20 protein-coding genes are annotated in these 16,307 nt (G+C 70.5%); 13 read left to right on the forward strand and 7 right to left on the reverse strand.

Annotated features, from left to right (window positions below; genetic code table 11):
* Positions 1 to 53 precede the first annotated feature (53 nt).
* A complete protein-coding gene (locus ACYVM4_RS07925) occupies positions 54 to 1,082 on the reverse strand; it encodes an extracellular solute-binding protein (protein ID WP_368821438.1) in 1,029 nt (342 codons plus the stop codon).
* 249 nt (positions 1,083 to 1,331) lie between these two features.
* Between ACYVM4_RS07925 and ACYVM4_RS07930 the strand changes: the two genes are divergently transcribed.
* The 5 genes from ACYVM4_RS07930 (at position 1,332) to rplI (ending at position 3,795) form a co-directional block, all read left to right on the forward strand.
* Entirely contained in the window at positions 1,332 to 1,751 is a 420-nt protein-coding gene (locus ACYVM4_RS07930) for a TM2 domain-containing protein (RefSeq protein WP_368821437.1), read from the forward strand.
* Between the two features lie 184 nt (positions 1,752 to 1,935).
* On the forward strand, positions 1,936 to 2,241 hold the full coding sequence (gene rpsF / locus ACYVM4_RS07935; protein ID WP_058873271.1) for a 30S ribosomal protein S6: 306 nt from the start codon (positions 1,936 to 1,938) through the stop codon (positions 2,239 to 2,241).
* Between the two features lie 110 nt (positions 2,242 to 2,351).
* Positions 2,352 to 3,011, forward strand: a complete 660-nt coding sequence (locus tag ACYVM4_RS07940; RefSeq protein WP_368821436.1) for a single-stranded DNA-binding protein — start codon at positions 2,352 to 2,354, stop codon at positions 3,009 to 3,011.
* A gap of 78 nt (positions 3,012 to 3,089) precedes the next feature.
* Entirely contained in the window at positions 3,090 to 3,326 is a 237-nt protein-coding gene (gene rpsR / locus ACYVM4_RS07945) for a 30S ribosomal protein S18 (RefSeq protein ID WP_017835048.1), read from the forward strand.
* 19 nt (positions 3,327 to 3,345) lie between these two features.
* Positions 3,346 to 3,795 carry a 50S ribosomal protein L9 gene (gene rplI, locus ACYVM4_RS07950; RefSeq protein WP_058873269.1) on the forward strand — a complete coding sequence of 150 codons (450 nt, stop codon included), beginning with the start codon at positions 3,346 to 3,348 and terminating at the stop codon, positions 3,793 to 3,795.
* A 105-nt stretch (positions 3,796 to 3,900) separates the two neighbouring features.
* Here rplI and ACYVM4_RS07955 read toward each other — a convergent pair whose 3' ends face one another.
* The gene (locus ACYVM4_RS07955) at positions 3,901 to 4,518 is read right to left on the reverse strand and encodes a class I SAM-dependent methyltransferase (RefSeq protein ID WP_368821434.1); all 618 of its coding nucleotides are present in this window, start codon (positions 4,516 to 4,518) and stop codon (positions 3,901 to 3,903) included.
* A 97-nt stretch (positions 4,519 to 4,615) separates the two neighbouring features.
* Between ACYVM4_RS07955 and ACYVM4_RS07960 the strand changes: the two genes are divergently transcribed.
* Positions 4,616 to 4,924, forward strand: a complete 309-nt coding sequence (locus ACYVM4_RS07960; protein WP_368821433.1) for a hypothetical protein — start codon at positions 4,616 to 4,618, stop codon at positions 4,922 to 4,924.
* A 466-nt stretch (positions 4,925 to 5,390) separates the two neighbouring features.
* The gene (locus ACYVM4_RS07965; protein WP_368821432.1) at positions 5,391 to 6,509 is read left to right on the forward strand and encodes a patatin-like phospholipase family protein; all 1,119 of its coding nucleotides are present in this window, start codon (positions 5,391 to 5,393) and stop codon (positions 6,507 to 6,509) included.
* On the opposite strand, the gene ACYVM4_RS07970 is transcribed toward ACYVM4_RS07965, so the two are convergent.
* Complete coding sequence (locus ACYVM4_RS07970) at positions 6,506 to 7,480, reverse strand: ABC transporter substrate-binding protein (RefSeq protein ID WP_460668172.1); 975 nt, start codon at positions 7,478 to 7,480, stop codon at positions 6,506 to 6,508. The two genes, ACYVM4_RS07965 and ACYVM4_RS07970, sit on opposite strands and share 4 nt — an antisense overlap.
* Positions 7,481 to 7,646: 166 nt before the next feature.
* The gene (locus tag ACYVM4_RS07975; protein WP_460668173.1) at positions 7,647 to 9,077 is read right to left on the reverse strand and encodes an amidase family protein; all 1,431 of its coding nucleotides are present in this window, start codon (positions 9,075 to 9,077) and stop codon (positions 7,647 to 7,649) included.
* Positions 9,078 to 9,227: 150 nt separating this feature from the next.
* Between ACYVM4_RS07975 and dnaB the strand changes: the two genes are divergently transcribed.
* Together dnaB and ACYVM4_RS07985 are read left to right on the forward strand one after the other, a co-directional pair.
* A complete protein-coding gene (gene dnaB, locus ACYVM4_RS07980) occupies positions 9,228 to 10,586 on the forward strand; it encodes a replicative DNA helicase (RefSeq protein ID WP_368821556.1) in 1,359 nt (452 codons plus the stop codon).
* A gap of 366 nt (positions 10,587 to 10,952) precedes the next feature.
* A complete protein-coding gene (locus tag ACYVM4_RS07985; protein WP_460668174.1) occupies positions 10,953 to 11,663 on the forward strand; it encodes a M15 family metallopeptidase in 711 nt (236 codons plus the stop codon).
* Positions 11,664 to 11,769: 106 nt separating this feature from the next.
* Here the strand turns inward: ACYVM4_RS07985 and ACYVM4_RS07990 are convergent, their stop codons facing one another.
* Genes ACYVM4_RS07990 through ACYVM4_RS08000 form a run of 3 tightly spaced genes read right to left on the reverse strand, consistent with a single transcriptional unit; the run spans position 11,770 to position 13,945 of the window.
* Positions 11,770 to 12,723, reverse strand: a complete 954-nt coding sequence (locus ACYVM4_RS07990; RefSeq protein ID WP_460668175.1) for a diacylglycerol/lipid kinase family protein — start codon at positions 12,721 to 12,723, stop codon at positions 11,770 to 11,772.
* A 41-nt stretch (positions 12,724 to 12,764) separates the two neighbouring features.
* Positions 12,765 to 13,076 carry a hypothetical protein gene (locus tag ACYVM4_RS07995; protein WP_460668176.1) on the reverse strand — a complete coding sequence of 104 codons (312 nt, stop codon included), beginning with the start codon at positions 13,074 to 13,076 and terminating at the stop codon, positions 12,765 to 12,767.
* 47 nt (positions 13,077 to 13,123) lie between these two features.
* The gene (locus ACYVM4_RS08000) at positions 13,124 to 13,945 is read right to left on the reverse strand and encodes a TetR/AcrR family transcriptional regulator C-terminal domain-containing protein (protein WP_460668177.1); all 822 of its coding nucleotides are present in this window, start codon (positions 13,943 to 13,945) and stop codon (positions 13,124 to 13,126) included.
* A 184-nt stretch (positions 13,946 to 14,129) separates the two neighbouring features.
* On the opposite strand from ACYVM4_RS08000, the gene ACYVM4_RS08005 reads away from it, so the two are divergent.
* The 4 genes from ACYVM4_RS08005 to ACYVM4_RS08020 all read left to right on the forward strand — a co-directional run bounded on the left by ACYVM4_RS08005 (position 14,130) and on the right by ACYVM4_RS08020 (position 16,093).
* Positions 14,130 to 14,420 (forward strand): hypothetical protein, encoded by a 291-nt coding sequence (locus ACYVM4_RS08005; RefSeq protein WP_368823721.1) that lies wholly within the window; start codon positions 14,130 to 14,132, stop codon positions 14,418 to 14,420.
* Between the two features lie 84 nt (positions 14,421 to 14,504).
* Positions 14,505 to 14,726 (forward strand): hypothetical protein, encoded by a 222-nt coding sequence (locus ACYVM4_RS08010; RefSeq protein WP_368823722.1) that lies wholly within the window; start codon positions 14,505 to 14,507, stop codon positions 14,724 to 14,726.
* A gap of 353 nt (positions 14,727 to 15,079) precedes the next feature.
* Positions 15,080 to 15,799, forward strand: a complete 720-nt coding sequence (locus tag ACYVM4_RS08015; protein ID WP_460668178.1) for a GAF and ANTAR domain-containing protein — start codon at positions 15,080 to 15,082, stop codon at positions 15,797 to 15,799.
* Between the two features lie 9 nt (positions 15,800 to 15,808).
* Positions 15,809 to 16,093 (forward strand): hypothetical protein, encoded by a 285-nt coding sequence (locus ACYVM4_RS08020; protein ID WP_460668179.1) that lies wholly within the window; start codon positions 15,809 to 15,811, stop codon positions 16,091 to 16,093.
* Positions 16,094 to 16,307: the final 214 nt, after the last annotated feature.

Below are 16,307 nucleotides of genomic sequence, written 5' to 3' on the forward strand. Positions count from 1 at the left end.
CCGGCGTGGTCGGCGGGCCGGTGTCCTCGTGTCCGCGAGGACGGCGGGTTCGGTCACTGGTAGCCGGCTTCGGCCAGCAGGTCGATGGCCTCCGCGTTGAGGTCCCCGTAGGCCTCGGCGTTCAGCGGCATCCGCTCGAACTCGCCGAAGGCCGCGATCGTGGGCTCGGGCTCCACCGAGGGGTTGACCGGGAACTCGTGGTTGGCGTCCACGAACGCGTTCTGGCCGTCGGTCGCGAGCCACTCGACGAGCCGCTGGGCGTCCTCGGCGTTGTCGGAGCCCTCGACCACGCCGGCCCCCGAGATGTTCACGTGCGTGCCGGCGCCGTCCTGGCTGGCCCAGAAGAGATCGACGTTCAGGTCGGGGTTCTCCTCGAGGGTGCGCGCCAGGTAGTAGTGGTTGTTGATCCCCACGTCGCACGTGCCGGCGTCGATCGCCTCGAGCAGCAGGATGTCGTTGCTCATGATCTGCACGTCGTTGTCGACCCAGCCCTCGACGATCTCGAGCGCCCGCTCCCGGCCGTGCAGGTCGATCAGGCTGGCCACGAGGGACTGGGTGTAGGCCGAGGTGGCGTCCCGCATGCACAGCCGGCCCTGCCACTTCGGGTCGGCCAGCCCCGCGTAGGTCTCCGCGGTGTCGAACTCCGCGGTGTCGACGCTGTCCGGGTTGTAGGTCACGGTGCGCGCGCGCATCGCCAGGCCGTACCACCGGCCCTGGGGATCGCGCAGGTCCTCCGGGACCGCCTCCTCGAGGGCCGCGGAGTCCAGCGCGGCCAGCTCGTCCTGCCGGGCGGCGTTCCAGAGGTTGCCCGCGTCCACGGTCATGAACACGTCCGCCGGGCTGTCGTCCCCCTCGGCCTTGAGCCGCTCGAGGAGCTCGGCGTCGTCGCCGGTGATGAACTCGACGCTGATGCCGGTCTCGTCGGTGAACTCGCCGAACGCACCCTCGAGGTCGTAGTGCCGGGCCGAGTAGATCTGCAGGTCGGCGGGCTGCTCGCCCAGGCCGAGCGTGCCGCAGCCCGTGACCACCGCCGTCAGTGCGGTCAGGATGCCGGTGGTGGCGTACAGGGAACGACGACGCATCGGAGCCTCTTCCTGAGGGCGCGGCGATCCGGAGGCCGCGGGCGATCATTTGACAAGAAAAGCGTATCCTAATCGGAACGGCCCCCGTGTCGGCCCGGGATCCTTCGACGCCGACGCCACCACGGGCCCCGGCCGAGCTCCCGGTGGCGGCCCGCGCCCCGGAATAGCGCTCGCCGGAGGACCGTTGCACCGGTCAGGTCGTTCTCCGTGGACGACCCCCGAGACCCCGTCCGCCCCGAAAGGACCCCCGTGGCTCCCGAGCCCGAGTACTACCGCCCCGTTCCGTTGAACGACGACCCCGGCCGCGCCGGGTACCCCCGGGCGCCCTTCGGGCAGTCGTACGGGCAGCCGTTCGGCGGGGGCGGGCACGGTGCTCCGCGCCCCGGACCGCCCGTGGTCAACGTGGTGGGCGGGAAGTCCGTGGTCCTCGCCTATGTCCTGTGGCTCTTCCTGGGCTGGCTGGGCGTCCACAAGTTCTATCTGCGCCAGCCGATCTGGGGCCTGATCTACCTGTTCCTCGGCGGCCTGGGCTGGACCCTGGCGGGTGTCGGCGTCGGGATCCTGTTCCTGATCCCGTGGATGCTGCTGATGTTCCTGGACGTCTTCACCATGCCGTTCCGCACGGCCCTCGTGAACGCCTCGATCGCCCGCAGCGCCTACCGGTACTGAGCACTCCGTTCGCCGGGCGCCGGCGCACTGCGCACCCCGTTGGGCGCAGGCCTGGGCGTGTAGTAGTGTTGTGAGGTCTGTGTGCCCGCCGCCCGACGTGCGGTGCCGGCGCGCGGACGACGCTACAGAACCTCCTGCTGCGGAAGGACCGCAGCCGCTCAGCCCGAAGGAGGTGGGTTCGAACATGCGTGAGTACGAACTGATGGTGATCATCAACCCCGAGGTCGAGGATCGTGCCGTGGAGCCGACTCTCAAGAAGTTCCTCGATGTCGTCACCAAGGACAACGGGACCGTCGACAACGTCGACATCTGGGGCCGTCGTCGCCTCGCCTACGAGATCCAGAAGAAGACCGAGGGCATCTACGCGGTCGTCCGCTTCACCGCGACCCCGCAGACCACCCAGGAGCTCGACCGCGTCCTGAACCTCAACGAGGCCATCATGCGCACCAAGATCATCCGCCCGGAAGAGCAGAAGATCTCCGCCGAGTAAGGACTTCACAACTGATCGCCGAGGGCGCCTCCACCGGGCCCCCGGTGAGATGCTGAGAGATCCCAGCACGTCCCGCACGACCGCGAACATCCTCGACCCGGGAGGTCCACATGGCTGGTGACACCGTCATCACCGTAATCGGCAACCTGACCGCTGACCCCGAGCTGCGCTTCACCCCGTCGGGTGCGGCCGTGGCCAACTTCACCGTTGCGTCCACCCCCCGCACCTTCGACCGCCAGTCCAACGAGTGGAAGGACGGGGAGACCCTGTTCCTGCGCTGCTCCGTGTGGCGCGAGGCGGCCGAGAACGTGGCGGAGTCCCTGCAGAAGGGCATGCGCGTCATCGTCCAGGGTCGGCTCAAGTCGCGGTCCTACGACACCAAGGAAGGCGAGCGGCGCACCGTCACCGAGCTCGACGTCGACGAGGTCGGTCCCTCGCTGCGCTACGCATCCGCGAAGGTCAACCGCAACGCCCGCTCCGGCGGGCAGGGCGGTGGCTTCGGCGGCGGTGGCGGCCAGCAGGGCGGCGCCCAGCAGGGTGGCGGCTTCGGCGCCGGCGCCCCGGCCGGCGGCGGATTCGGGGGCGACTCCGGGTTCGGCGGCGGTGGCGGCGGCCAGCAGGGCGGTGGCTCCGGCTTCGGCCAGGGCGGCCGCTCCGGCGGCGGGCGCCAGTCCGCTCCGCAGGCCGCACCCCAGAGCGACCCCTGGAGCCAGTCCTCCGGCGGGAACTACGACTGGGGCAGCGGCCAGGACGACGAACCGCCGTTCTAGACCTTCCGCACTTTTCCCATCCACCCCATCCCGCGGTGACAAGCCGCGGGCTCCACTCGAAGAACAAGGAGCACCACGATGGCCAAGGCTGAACTCCGTAAGCCCAAACCAAAGCAGAACCCGCTCAAGGCTGCCAAAGTCACTGAGATCGACTACAAGGACGTTGCGCTGCTGCGCAAGTTCATCTCCGATCGCGGCAAGATCCGCGCCCGCCGTGTCACCGGTGTGACCGTGCAGGAGCAGCGCAAGATCGCCTTGGCGATCAAGAACGCCCGCGAGGTCGCGCTGCTGCCCTACTCCGGCGCCGGCCGCTGATCAGAGAGGACAGACACTCATGGCAAAGATCATCCTGACGACCGAGGTCACGGGTCTCGGCGCTGCCGGTGACGTGGTCGAGGTCAAGAACGGGTACGCCCGCAACTACCTCTTCCCGCGCGGCTTCGCGACCCCGTGGTCGCGCGGCGGCGAGAAGCAGATCGAGAGCATCAAGGCCGCCCGCGCCGCGCGCGAGGTCGCCTCGCTCGAGGACGCCCAGGTCCTGGCCCAGAAGCTGACCTCGGCCACCGTGACCATCCCGGTCAAGGCCGGCTCCGAGGGTCGCCTCTTCGGCACCGTCAAGGCCGAGGACGTCGCCAAGGCCGTCGAGGCCGCCGGCCTCGGCGCCGTGGACAAGCGCAAGGTCGAGCTCAACCAGCACATCAAGACCACCGGTGTGTACCAGGCCTCCGTGCGCCTGCACGAGGACGTCAACGCGAACGTCGAGTTCGAGGTCGTCCCCGCCTGATCGGTTCCTCCGGTCCGTCCGAGCACGGAAAGGGCCCCCGCGGTGCGCCGCGGGGGCCCTTTCCGTCGTCCCGGGGTCCTCGGCGGGAGCGGCCGGCAGGACCGGTCAGCCGGGTCGGCGGGCCTCGACGACGACGTCGAGCGCCGTCTCGGTGGTGCGCACCTGCTCGGCGCGCAGCAGGTCCAGTCCCTTGCCCTCGAGCACGACGACGGTCTCATGGAGGGTCGGCCGGGGCACGGTCGGGGGCGGGCCCTCCACGCTGCCGGGGGCGTGCGTGATCCACAGCAGCCGGCCGCCGGGGACGAGCCACTCGGCGGCGCGGCGCAGCAGGGCCAGGTCGTGCTGGAAGTACACGGCGACGATCAGGTCGAACCGCGGGGGCACGGCGTCGGGCCCGGAGCGCTGCTCCTGCGCGGGGCTCCAGGTCCGCAGGTCGGCGACCAGCGCGCGGCCCGGCAGGCCGCGCTCCGCCAGGGCATCGGTGATGGTCCGCACGGCGCTGGGGGAGAAGTCCAGGGCGGTGGGGTCGTAGCCCGCCGCCGCCAGTGCCAGGGTGTGGCGGCCGGTGCCCGCGCCGAGGTCGAGGGCGGTCGGCGGGCCGCCCGCGCGCTGCCCGGCCGTCCGGTCCAGGAGGGCGGCGACCTCGGGGTGCGGCTGGGCGCCGTCGGGGGAGGACGCCCCGGAGGCGTACCGGTCCTCCCACATGCGCTGGTTGTCGTCCACGGGCATCTCCTGGGTCGGTCGGGTGCGTGGGTGGGGCGTGCAGGCACTCGTTGACGGTGCGGCGGTGCCGTCGGGTGCACCGGGGGACAATGGGTCCATGCCGTCCCTGATCTCCCGCGTCTCACCGTCCGCCCTGTACTGGTTCGGCGTGGGGTGCCTCCTCTTCACCGTACTGGCTTTTGTCGTGGCATTCCTGGGGGGGAACTCCGCAGGAGCCGAGACCTCCATGGCGTTCTTCGTGATCGGGTTCGTCGCGGCGGCGGTGGGGGCGACCGTGACGGCGGTGGTGGCCCTCGCGGGCGCCATCGGGTTTCCCTCCGCCCGGGTCCGGTTCCTGGTGCTGCTCGGGCTGTCGGTGCTCTGCCACCCGCTGCTGTGGCTGGCGCTGATCGCGTCCGTCTCCTGACGCCCCGTTCCGGCTCGACGCCCCTCGCCGCGGCCCGGAGCCGCGGCTCCCCGGAGGGGCCGGTGGCGGCCGCCGGCCCCCGCATGCGCGCCTGCGGTGCTCCTGACACACCGGCCTCCGACGTGGGCCAGAACACGAGTCGGAAAACACGGCGCTGTGGACGGCACCGGTGATGTCCAGGTCCTCCCTGCACAGGGTGTGTATCGATATCATCCCTAGTCATAGCGGATTCTGCGAAGTCCTGTGCATAACTTTCCACAGGGTTCTCCCCAACCTGTGCACAGTCGTCCACGGCGTTTTCCACCGGTTGTCCACAGGGTGGAAAACTCCGCCGGCTGGTAGGGTCTTCCGTCCTCCGCGAGCCGGTCCACGAGCCGGTCTGCGAGCCGTCATCCGCGGGCGGCGGGCTAGGCTCGGGGCATCCGGCCGGTCCAGCGGCCGGTCCCCTGCGGGAGAGGAGCGGCGGATGTCCCCACGCACGCGCGTGGCCCTGGCGCTGGGCAGCGGCGGCGCCCGGGGCTACGCCCACATCGGCGTGATCGAGGTGCTCGAGGAGCGCGGCTACGACATCGTGACCGTCGCGGGAAGCTCGATGGGGGCGCTCGTGGGCGGGCTCCACGCCGCGGGGCAGATGGAGGCGTACGCGCAGTGGGTGCGGGGGCTGAGCCAGCGTGACGTGCTGCGGCTGCTGGACCCGTCCCCCTCGGCGCCCGGGGTGATCCGTGCGGAGAAGATCATGGCGAAGGTGCGCGAGCTGCTCGACGGCAGGCTCATCGAGGACCTGCCCATCCCCTACACGGCGGTGGCCACGGACCTGCTCGCCCGCAAGGAGGTGTGGTTCCAGGAGGGCCCGGTGGACGTGGCCGTCCGCGCGTCGATCGCCCTGCCCAGCATCATCACCCCTGTCATGCTCAACGGCCGGCTGCTCGCGGACGGGGGGATCATGAACCCCGTGCCCATCGCCGCGACCGTCGCCACCCGCGCGGACGTGACGGTGGCCGTCTCCCTCTCCGGGGGACAGCAGTCCGGGGAGGGCCGGGTCCCCGCCCACGAGACGGCCGCCGTGCGTCCCTCCGAGGAGTGGGCGGATCGGTTCCGGCGCAGCGCCTCCCACGTCCTGGACCGCGAGCTGACGCGCAGCGTCCTGGAGCGCTTCGCGGAGACCCGCGGCCGCGGCGCCTCGTCCCGGTTCCGGCGCCCGCCCGGGGCGGCCCCCGCGGACGCCGCCGCCGAGGCCCTCGTCCAGGACGCCGTCCAGGACACCTTCCAGGACACCGTCCCGGAGGCACTTCTGGACGCCGCCGAGGAGACCGCGGAGGAGCTCGCCCAGGACGGGCTCGGCGCCCTGCCGGCGGGGCTGCGCACGCTCGACGTCATGCAGCTCTCCCTCGAGGTGCTGCAGTCCATGGTGCTGCGCTACCGGCTGGCCGGCTATCCGCCCGACCTGCTCATCACCGTGCCGAAGAGCGCCGGGCGGCTGCTGGACTTCCACCGCGCGGGGGAGCTCATCGAGCTCGGCCGGCGGATGACCGAGGAGGCCCTCGACCGTGCCGAGGAGTTCCCGCCGGCGCGGCCGCAGTCCTAGTCCGCCTGGACGATCTCGTCGAGGTTCGCCTCGCTGTCGATCACGTCGTACTTGAGCATCAGCTCGGCGAGGGTCTCGAGCTCGTCGCGGTCCACCTCCGCGTCGAACTCCTCCAGCCGGAGATCGGCGGCGACCTCCTCCGGCATGTTGAGGAAGCTCACGATGGTCTCCCGCACCCGGTCGGGGTTCTCCTGCGCGAACTGGAGCGCCTCGTCGATCGCGGCGTTGTAGTCCTCGAGGACCTCCGGGTTCTCCTCGGTGAACGCCGTGCTGCTGAAGGTGACCATGGTGTCGAGGCCCGGGACGGTGTCCTGGTAGTTGTAGCCGACCAGCGCGGTCCGCTCGCCGTTGATCAGCTGGGTCAGGAACGGTTCGGGGACCCAGGCGGCGTCGATCTCCCCGCGCTCCAGCTGGGCCGGCATGTCCTGGAAGGGCATCTCCACGAAGTTCACGGCGTCGGGATCGCCGCCGGCCTTGCTCACGGCCTCCTTGATGGTCAGGTCGCCCTGGCCGTTGATCGTGTTCACCGCGACGCGCTTGCCGGCCAGGTCGGCCCAGGACGCGATGCCGGCGTCCCGGTTGGCGGCGACTCCGGTGATGTCCTCGCCCTCGGGCATCGAGCTGCTGTAGCCGCTGAGGATCTTCATGTCGAGCCCCTGGTCCTTGGCCAGGATGACCGAGAGCGGGTTGCCCACGCCGATGTCCATGGAGCCGCCCGAGACTGCCGGGAGCATGGCCGCGCCGCCCTGGGCGGTCTCGATCGTGACGTCCAGGCCGTGCTTCTCGAAGATGCCCTCGTCGAGAGCGAGCTGCACGGGCGCGGACGGCGCGATGGGGATGACGCCGATGGTGAGGGGCTGCAGCTCCTCGCCGTCCCCGCCCCCACCGGTGGTCCCCCCGCCGCCGCAGGCGGTCAGGGCGAACGTCAGGACGGTTCCGACGGCGGCTGCTCTGGCGAACGAGTGCTTCATGGTGGTCCTCTTCCTCGGGTCGGTCCGGCCGGCGCCCGGCACCGGCGAATCCGCTGTGAGATGCATCACGCACATCGGTGCCCTCACGGTAGAGGCAGACCGTTGGATTCGTCAACGGTTGTGGCTCTGAATCGTTGCGCTGTCCCCTGAAAAGAACCGCGGCGGGTCACTGGTCGCGCAGCAGCGCCTCCACGGTGCGGGCGAGGTCCAGCAGCACGGCGTCCGCTCCCGGTCCCGCCGCGAGCTCCAGGCCCACCGGCAGGCCCTCGGCGGTGCGGCCGGCGGGGATGCTGATCCCGGGCGTGCCGATGATGCCGGCCAGGTCGGAGTGGCGGGTGAAGGCGTCGAAGGTGGGCACGCGCCGGCCGTTGAGCTCCACGGTCTCGTCGTCGCCGATCGGCCGGGCCGTCAGCGGGCACGTCGGCTGCACCAGGGCCGTCACCCCCTGGGCCTGCATCGCCCCGGTGTACAGCCGCAGGGCGAGCCGGCGCTCCTCCTGGGCCGCCCGGTAGTCGTCGTCGGCGGCGCGGAACACCTGCGCCAGCTCCCAGATCCGCCGCACGTCCGGGCTGCCGATCCCGTCCCGCACCTCGTCGAGAGATCGTCCCGTGCCCCGCGCGGTCAGGTAGGCCTGGAGGTCAGGCAAGAACTCGTGGAGGGCGATCGTCATGCCGGCCGTGGCGGCCAGCTCGTGGGCGGGCCGGACGTCGACGCCCACCAGTTCCGCACCGGCCGCCTCCAGCGCTCGCAGGGCCGCGCCGAAGACCGTGTCCACGCCCGGCTCCAGGTCCTCGAGGAACAGCTCGGGCACGCCGAGCCGGACGCCGTGCAGCGGGCCGGGGCCTTCGTCGTCGAACCCGAGGTGCCGTGCGCTGGGCACGCGGAGCGGGTGCTCGCCCGCGAGCAGGGCGTCCAGCAGCACGACGTCGTCCACGGTCCGGGCCATGGGGCCGATCGTGTCCCGCGAGTGGGCGATCGGCAGGACGCCCGACGACGGGTAGCGGCCCAGCGTGGGCCGGAACCCCACGATCCCGCACAGGGCGGCGGGGATGCGGGCCGAGCCCCCGGTGTCCGCGGCGACCGCCGCCGGGACCAGGCCCACCGCCACGGCCACCGCAGAGCCCCCGCTGCTGCCGCCGGCGCTCAGCGCCGGGTCGGCGGGGTGGCGCACCGGCCCGTACGACCCGTTGTTGGAGGTGATGCCGAAGGACAGCTCGTGCAGGTTGGTCTTCAGGGCGAACAGGGCACCCGCCTCCCGCAGGCGGGCCACCGCGGGGGCGTCCCGCGCCACCACGTCGTGCTCGAGCGCGCGGGTCCCGCCCGTGGTGGGGAACCCCGCGACGTCCACGATGTCCTTGACGGCCAGCGGGATCCCCGTCAGCGGGCCCCGCGTCTCCCGGCGGTCCAGCGCGTGCGCGAGGGCCCGGGCCAGCTCCGGCTCCGCGCTGATCACCGCTCCCAGCCGCTGCGCCGTGGGCAGGCGCTCCAGCAGGGCGTCGACGTGCTCCACATGGCTGATCCGGCGTGCCGCCAGCTCCGCCCGGGAGGTCCGGATGTCCCACGAACAGGGGCCGCTGAGGTCTGTGCTGAGCGTCATGATCCATGGTGTCCACGGACGGGCCGGGGCGGCAAGCGGTGTCCGCGGTCGGTGCGAGAATGGAGGGGCTGCCCGGAAGATCGGGGCGGCGTCGTCGTGTGCGCACCCCGCTGTCCGCGGGGTCCGCAGGGAGAGGTGGACCAGGTGTCGATGGTGTCGGAGCGCTCGTCCGGGAGCGACCGGGAGTACGGCCGGACCCCGCCGCAGGACAACGTCGCGGAGCAGTCCGTGCTCGGCGGCATGATGCTGTCCAAGGACGCGATCGCGGACGTGGTGGAGGTGCTGCGCGGCGTCGACTTCTACAAGCCCGCCCACGAGTCCATCTACGAGGCCGTGATCTCCCTGTACGGGCGCGGCGAGCCGGCCGACGCGATCACCGTGGCGGACGAGCTGACCAAGCGCGGCGAGATCGAGCGCGTCGGCGGTCCCGCGTACCTGCACACCCTCATCTCCTCCGTCCCCACCGCGGCCAACGCGGGCTTCTACGCCGAGATCGTGCGCGAGCGCGGCGTGCTGCGCCGGCTCGTGGAGGCCGGCACCAAGATCGTGCAGCTCGGCTACAGCTCGGACGGCGAGGTCGACGACATCGTCAACGCCGCCCAGGCCGAGATCTACCAGGTGGCTGAGCGCCGCTCCTCCGAGGACTACACGGTGCTCAAGGAGGTCATCGAGTCCACCGTGGACGAGATCGAGGCCGCCGGCTCCCGCGAGGAGGGCATGCGCGGCGTGCCCACCGGCTTCATCGAGCTCGACGAGCTGACCCAGGGCTTCCAGGGCGGCCAGATGATCGTCATCGCGGCGAGGCCGGCCATGGGCAAATCGACCCTGGCCCTCGATGTCGCACGGTCCGCGGCGATCAAGCACAACCAGACCACGGTGATCTTCTCCCTCGAAATGAGCCGCAACGAGATCGCCATGCGCCTGCTCTCCGCCGAGGCCACGCTGAACATGCAGGACTTGCGCAAGGGCCGCCTGCAGGACGAGCAGTGGGCGAAGATCGCCACCACGATGGGCAAGATGGACTCCGCGCCGCTGTTCATCGACGACTCCCCGAACATGTCCCTCATGGAGATCCGGGCGAAGTGCCGTCGGCTCAAGCAGAAGCACGACCTCAAGCTCGTTGTGCTCGACTACCTCCAGCTCATGAGCTCCGGCAAGAAGGTCGAGTCCCGCCAGCAGGAGGTCTCGGAGTTCTCCCGTGCGCTGAAGCTGCTCGCCAAGGAGCTCGAGGTCCCGGTCATCGCGCTGTCGCAGCTGAACCGTGGGTCCGAGCAGCGCCAGGACAAGAAGCCGATGGTCTCGGACCTCCGCGAGTCGGGCTCTATCGAGCAGGACGCGGACATGGTGATCCTGCTGCACCGCGACGACGTCTACGACAAGGAGTCGCCGCGCGCCGGTGAGGCCGACGTGATCGTGGCGAAGCACCGCAACGGTCCCACCAAGACGATCGTGGTGGCGTTCCAGGGCCACTACTCCCGGTTCGCGAACATGGCGCACGAAGGACTGTGACACTCACGCAGGCGAGGCCGTGAGGGGGTGCTTGTAGGTCGTTCTGCTCGAGCCTGGTCAGCAGCGGATGGAGCGTTCCGCCCTTGTCGTCCCCGAAGCCTGTCTGGGCCGGCTCAGCGGCGATCGCATACCCGTAGGCGGGGCCGTCTGCCATGGTGCTCAGCACGCACAGTCCCCGGACACCGCGGAGCCATTCGCTGCGCTGCGTGGTGATGCTCATGAGTACACAGCTCCTCTACCTGGAGCACCTGTCTCAGTAGGCAGTGGATCCTGTTCGGGTTCGTCACGTCGTCACACCGGGCTCATGGCCGGGGCCGTGCGGTTACCCTGAGACGGATCTTTTCCTGGACACGTGGGGGCGTGAGCATGAGGCAGGTACTGGGTGGACTTCTCGGCGGGGCGGCGGCACTGAGTCTGGCAACAGGGCTGATGGCGCCGTCGGCGGCGGTCGCGGCGGGAACGGTCTATGACATCGACTCGGCGTCGAGCCTGACGGTGGTGGTGAACAAGCACCGCCCGCTGGACCCGCAGACCTACGTGCCGACGTCGCTCACCCGCATCCAGGCCGAACGCCTCCGGTCCGAAGCCGCAGAGGCGTACAAGAAGATGGTCCGCGATGCCAAGGCCGACGGGGTGAACATCGTGGCCGTCAGCGGGTACCGCTCCTACGACACGCAGGCCGGCCTCTACGACAACTACGTGCAGCAGTACGGGCAGGCGACCGCCGACACCATCGCGGCTCGCCCCGGGCACAGCGAGCACCAGACCGGGCTCGCCATGGATGTGGGCAACTCCTCCGGGGTGTGCGCGCTGCAGGACTGCTTCGAGGACACCCCGGTCGGCCAGTGGGTGGCCAAGAATGCCCACACGTACGGGTTCATCATCCGCTACCCCAAGGACGAGCAGGACGTCACCGGCTACAAGTACGAACCGTGGCACCTGCGCTACGTCGGTCCGAAGTTGGCGGACGAGATGCGACTGAAGGCCGAGGCGACAGTCACGAAGGGCCCAAAGCTGGATACTGACACCATGGAGGAGTTCTTCGGCCTGGGGTCGGCCCCGGACTACCTGAAGTGAGCAGGCCGACCCCGACCGGCGACCACGGGCACTGCACGCGGATCACCGGGACGCGGCCCGCGCCGGTTCTACCTCGGAGTGCCGGGCCGCCGCGGTGGCGGGCCGGTCAGCCGATGACGGTCAGGGCTGAGGGGGCGGATTCGATGCGCACTGTGGTGTTCGTCGGGACGGAGCGGACCTCGCCGTCGAGCTGGTAGGGCATCGGTTTGAGGGCGGTGAACTCGTAGCGGGCCACGCTGGGCTGGTCTCCCAGTCCGGTGGTGGCCGCCCGGAACGCCTTGAGCAGCACGCGCCACTTGGCGGTGTGCGGGAACAGGATCACCTCGAAGCGCCCGTCGGCCGGCCGGTTCTCGGCCTCGCTGAGGGTGGCGACCTTGGCCATCTGGGGGATGTTGGCGAACACGAGGCTGTCGATCTTCTGCCTAGTGCCGTCGGTGTGCTGGATGCGGAAGGGCCGGAACTGCGCGAAGGTCCGCACCACCGAGACCATCTCCTTGAGCGCGCCCTTGTTGCCCTTCTCCATGTCGATGGCCACCACCGGGGTGAGTCCGAAGCCGATGTAGGAGTGGGCGTAGAGGGCCTCCGCGCCCGGGTGGTTCCCGGTGGACAGGTGCAGCAGGTCCATCCTTCGCACCCGGCCCTCGGCGACGGCTTCGGCCAGGGGTTGTCGGGCGGTGGTGCGGTGGTGGTCGTTGGCGTTGCCGGCCGGGACCACCGCGCACACGGCATCGGTGGACCCGGCGGCCATGACTCCGTTGACGACCTCGTTGTACCCGCCGTCGCCGCTGACCGAGACCACCAGGGTGTTCGGGGTGCTGGCCGCCTCCCTGGCCAGGTCCACGGCGTGCCCGGCGTGCTCGGTGGGGAGCATCCGGATCTCCGGGGCATAGGGCAGGGCCTGGGTCAGCTGGTCGCGCAGCTTCGCGGCCAGTTCCGGGGCGTCGCCGGTGCTGTGCGGGTTGAAGATCAGGCAGATGGTGTCGAACCGGCGGACAGCCGGATCCGTGGCGTCCGCGGTGTCGGTGGTCTCGGTGGGTTCTTGGGGATCGGTGGTGTTCATGGTGTGCCTGTCGGTGAGGGTTCGCGCGGGGTCATGGGCTCTCATGCGGTGTCGCGGGCGTCCAGCTCGGCGGCCAGCTCGAAGCTCCGGTCCACGGTCCAGGTGTGCGGCCCGGCCGGGTCGGTGAGGTAGTCGTGGTCGAGCTGGCGGGTGATCCTCGAGTGCAGCACCTGCAGCTCCGCCATGCACAGGCCGGTCAGATTCTCGGGGAAGTCCTCGGTCGGGCCCAGACGGCTGCCCGGTGTCTGCCCGGGGCCCGGGGTCGTGCCCGGTGCGGGCAGTGCGGCGCCGGGCTCGGGCTGCGGCCGGCCATCGTGGGCGTCGATCGGCTCGGAGGAGGCGATGGTGGTCATGAGAACTCCTGGATGCAACGGGTCGAGCAGGTCAGGGATCAAGCGGGTCAAGCATCAGCGGGTGAAGCCTCGAGCTGGTCGGGATGTGCCGCACCGCCCTCGACTGACGCGACGGCCTCCTGGGAAGCCGCCGTCGGTGTGGACGGTGCGGGGTGCAGCTGGGCGGCCAGTCCGCCCAGCAGGATGGTGATGCCCTGGTCGAGCTCCCCGGCCCCGTCGTAGTCGGCCAGCACCGGGGCCATGGCGCGCAGCCGGGGGAAGGAGCGGGCGGGCAGCCGGTGCAGGCCCAGGCGAAGCAGGCACTCGTTCTCCTCCTCGTCCACGACGAACTCCTGGAGCTCGTTGAGGATGTGCCCGTAGAGGAACCCGTAGTAGGCCCGGTAGACGTGCAGGGCGTCGGCCGGGGCGAAGCCCGCGTCGATGAGCAGGGTCAGGATGTTCTCCAGCGGCCGCAGGGTGCCCAGCGGGCGCAGTCCCAGCGGGGTGGACAGCGGCCGGGTCACCAGCAGCGGCACCACGTGCGGGTGGGCCAGGGCCAGGTCCCGGAAGTCGTGGGCCGTGCGGCGCAGCTGCTGCTGCCAGTCGGCCCCGTCGGTGGGGATGACCAGCTTCTCCAGCACCACCTCGGTGATCCCGTCGAGCAGGTCCGCCCGGTTCTTCGCATACCGGTACAGCCCCATGGGATCCCGCCCCAGCTCGTTGCCCAGCCGGCGCATGCTCAAGGCGTCGAGGCCCTCGGCGTCCACCAGGGCCAGGGCGGTGGTGAGCACCACCTCCCGGCTCAGCCGCGGCCGGCGGGCCTTGGCCTCGGGTGTCGAGGCGGGGTCCTCGGCGGGGTCGGGATCAGGGCTCGTGGTGGGGGGAGGCATGACGATCAGAATCCTTTGATCAGTGGGCTTTGCGTTAACCCAAGTCTACACGTACAGTCTACGGTGTAGGCAAGGCGTCGAGCATGCGGCGTCCCCCTGGCCTACCACTGACTGCACCGACGGCGATCTGCCTTCGGGTGCCCTGCCGAATCCGGCCCCCCTTTGACTTCTTCAGGAGAACCCCTTGACGACCACTGCTTCCCACGCCGCCACCACCGCCACCGCCTCCGACACCGGAGTACGCCGGGCTACCGAGACCAAGAATGCGACGAAGACCACCGAGCTCATCGCCTACCTCGGGGTGCTGGTGGCCATCGTCGTCACCGCCACCCTGGTCGGTGACGGCGGGGCCGAGGACGGCGCCGATCTGTTCGACGCCCGTCAGGCCATGGAGTACATCACCTACCTGACCATCGGCTACCTGGTGGCCCGCGGGCTGGCCAAGTCCGGCAGCCGTGAGTACTACACCGCCTGAGCACCCACCGCTCCGGTGATTCCTGTCCCGGCCTCAGGCCGGGACAGGGATCGCACTCCCCGCACGACGTGAACAGGAAGCATCATGACCACCACTGATCCATGGCTCCACGACCTCACTCGGGTGCACCCGGGGGACCCGATCGAAGTATGGGACCAGCACCGCCTGCGCCATGCCGGCACCGTGAGCCAGGTGGCATCCCACCTGGGCGTGCTGTGGGTGCGCGAGACCAGCACCGGGCTGCCCAGGCTGGTCCCCACCGAGGGTCACCGCCTGCGCCACGCCTCGGCTGCCCACACCGTCTGAAGCGGTCGCAGATCCCCCCGGCCACCGGTGCTTCCCCGTCGGTGGAAGCCTCCGGGTGGCATGACGCACCAGGATGATCCGTGATGCCCGGCCGGCACGGTAGCTCCTGCCCGCCTGGCATCACCACGTTCGAGGCCCACCCCCGTCGTCGGGATGCCGCACTGAGCAGATCACCTGGGACGAGGTGGCGCCGGCTCCGTGATCATCCGCGGCCCGCACCATCTCTTGTCATCTGGCGTAACCTTGATTACAGGGGCAATCATCGAGCGAAAAACGACCTGCCATCGATGCGGCAACGCCAGCGCACGATGCCAGTGGGCTCGACCCGCCCCGCCGGCCCGAGGGGGGTCCCCATGCAGTCCGAATCCTCTGCGACGGAGCTGACTGCGGTCTTCGCGCGCATCCAGAACATGCTGCTGAGCCAGGAGCACGCCACCGCGGCGGTGCACCAGCTGGCCCAGGTCGCCCAGGACCTCATACCTTCCGCGGCCGGAGCGGGAGTCTCACTGATCGACGCTCACGGCGCCAGGACCAGTGCAGGGGCCACCGACGATCTCGTGGAGGCCGCGGACGCGCTCCAGTACGAGATGGGGGACGGTCCGTGCCTGAGCACTTGGGCCACTGCGACCCCTCAGTGCATCAACGACACCACCCACGACGACCGCTGGCCCCAGTGGTCGGCGGCCGCGGCCCGGTCGGGGATCCGCTCGATGCTCAGTGTCCCGCTGGTGTTCCAGGACCGGTGCCTGGGGGCGATGAAGGTCTACGCCACCGTCGCTGATGCCTTTGCCAGCCAGGAGGAGCAACAGCTGGTCCTGCTGGCCGCAGCCGCGGCCACCCTGCTGGGCTCGGCCCAGACCCGCGACGCCCCGCAGCGGCTCAGTGCTGCGCTGCAGGCCGGCCTGGAGGATCGGCAGGTGATCGACCGGGCCACGGGGATGCTGATGGAACAACGGGCCACCGACCCGGACGACGCCCATTGCGTGCTGCTGACGGCCTCGCGCGCCCAGGGCCGTCCCATGGCCGAGGTCGCCCGCCAGATCCTGGAGCGGCGACCGGACCCGGTGAAGTGAGGCCTGACGGTGGATCATGACGGTATCGGGGCGGAACAGGCCCGCCTGTTGCGCGAGGTCGTCGGTCGGGCCGGCATCGAGGTGAAGCAGCTGTGGTTCCACTACTTCACCCTCGGCGGCCACGCCGGGGAGGTCGAGGTCGAGGCATACCTGCACCACTGCCTGGGTCTGCCCGCCTTCCAGCGGGACCTGCTGGCCCACGCCGCCAACGAACTCATCGCCCGGCGACCTCCGGTGCGGGCCCCCTACACCTCCGAGCTGGCCCACCGCGAGAACTTCCACGACGAGGAATGACCTCTCCTTCGGCAGGCCCTGTGTCGCCCCGCCCGGAGCGGGCACTTCTCGAAAGGCCGTCATGATGAGATCCATCGCTGAACAGAAGGTCCATGAGCTCGGCGGGCGGCTGAGCGTGCTGACCCGGCAGAAGAAGGACCACGTCACGCTGGACGACCTGCTGGAGGACCTCGCCGGCACCACCGGTGCGGCCCAGGGGCGGGTGCTGCTGCAG

Source organism: Kocuria himachalensis (genome assembly GCF_054784195.1).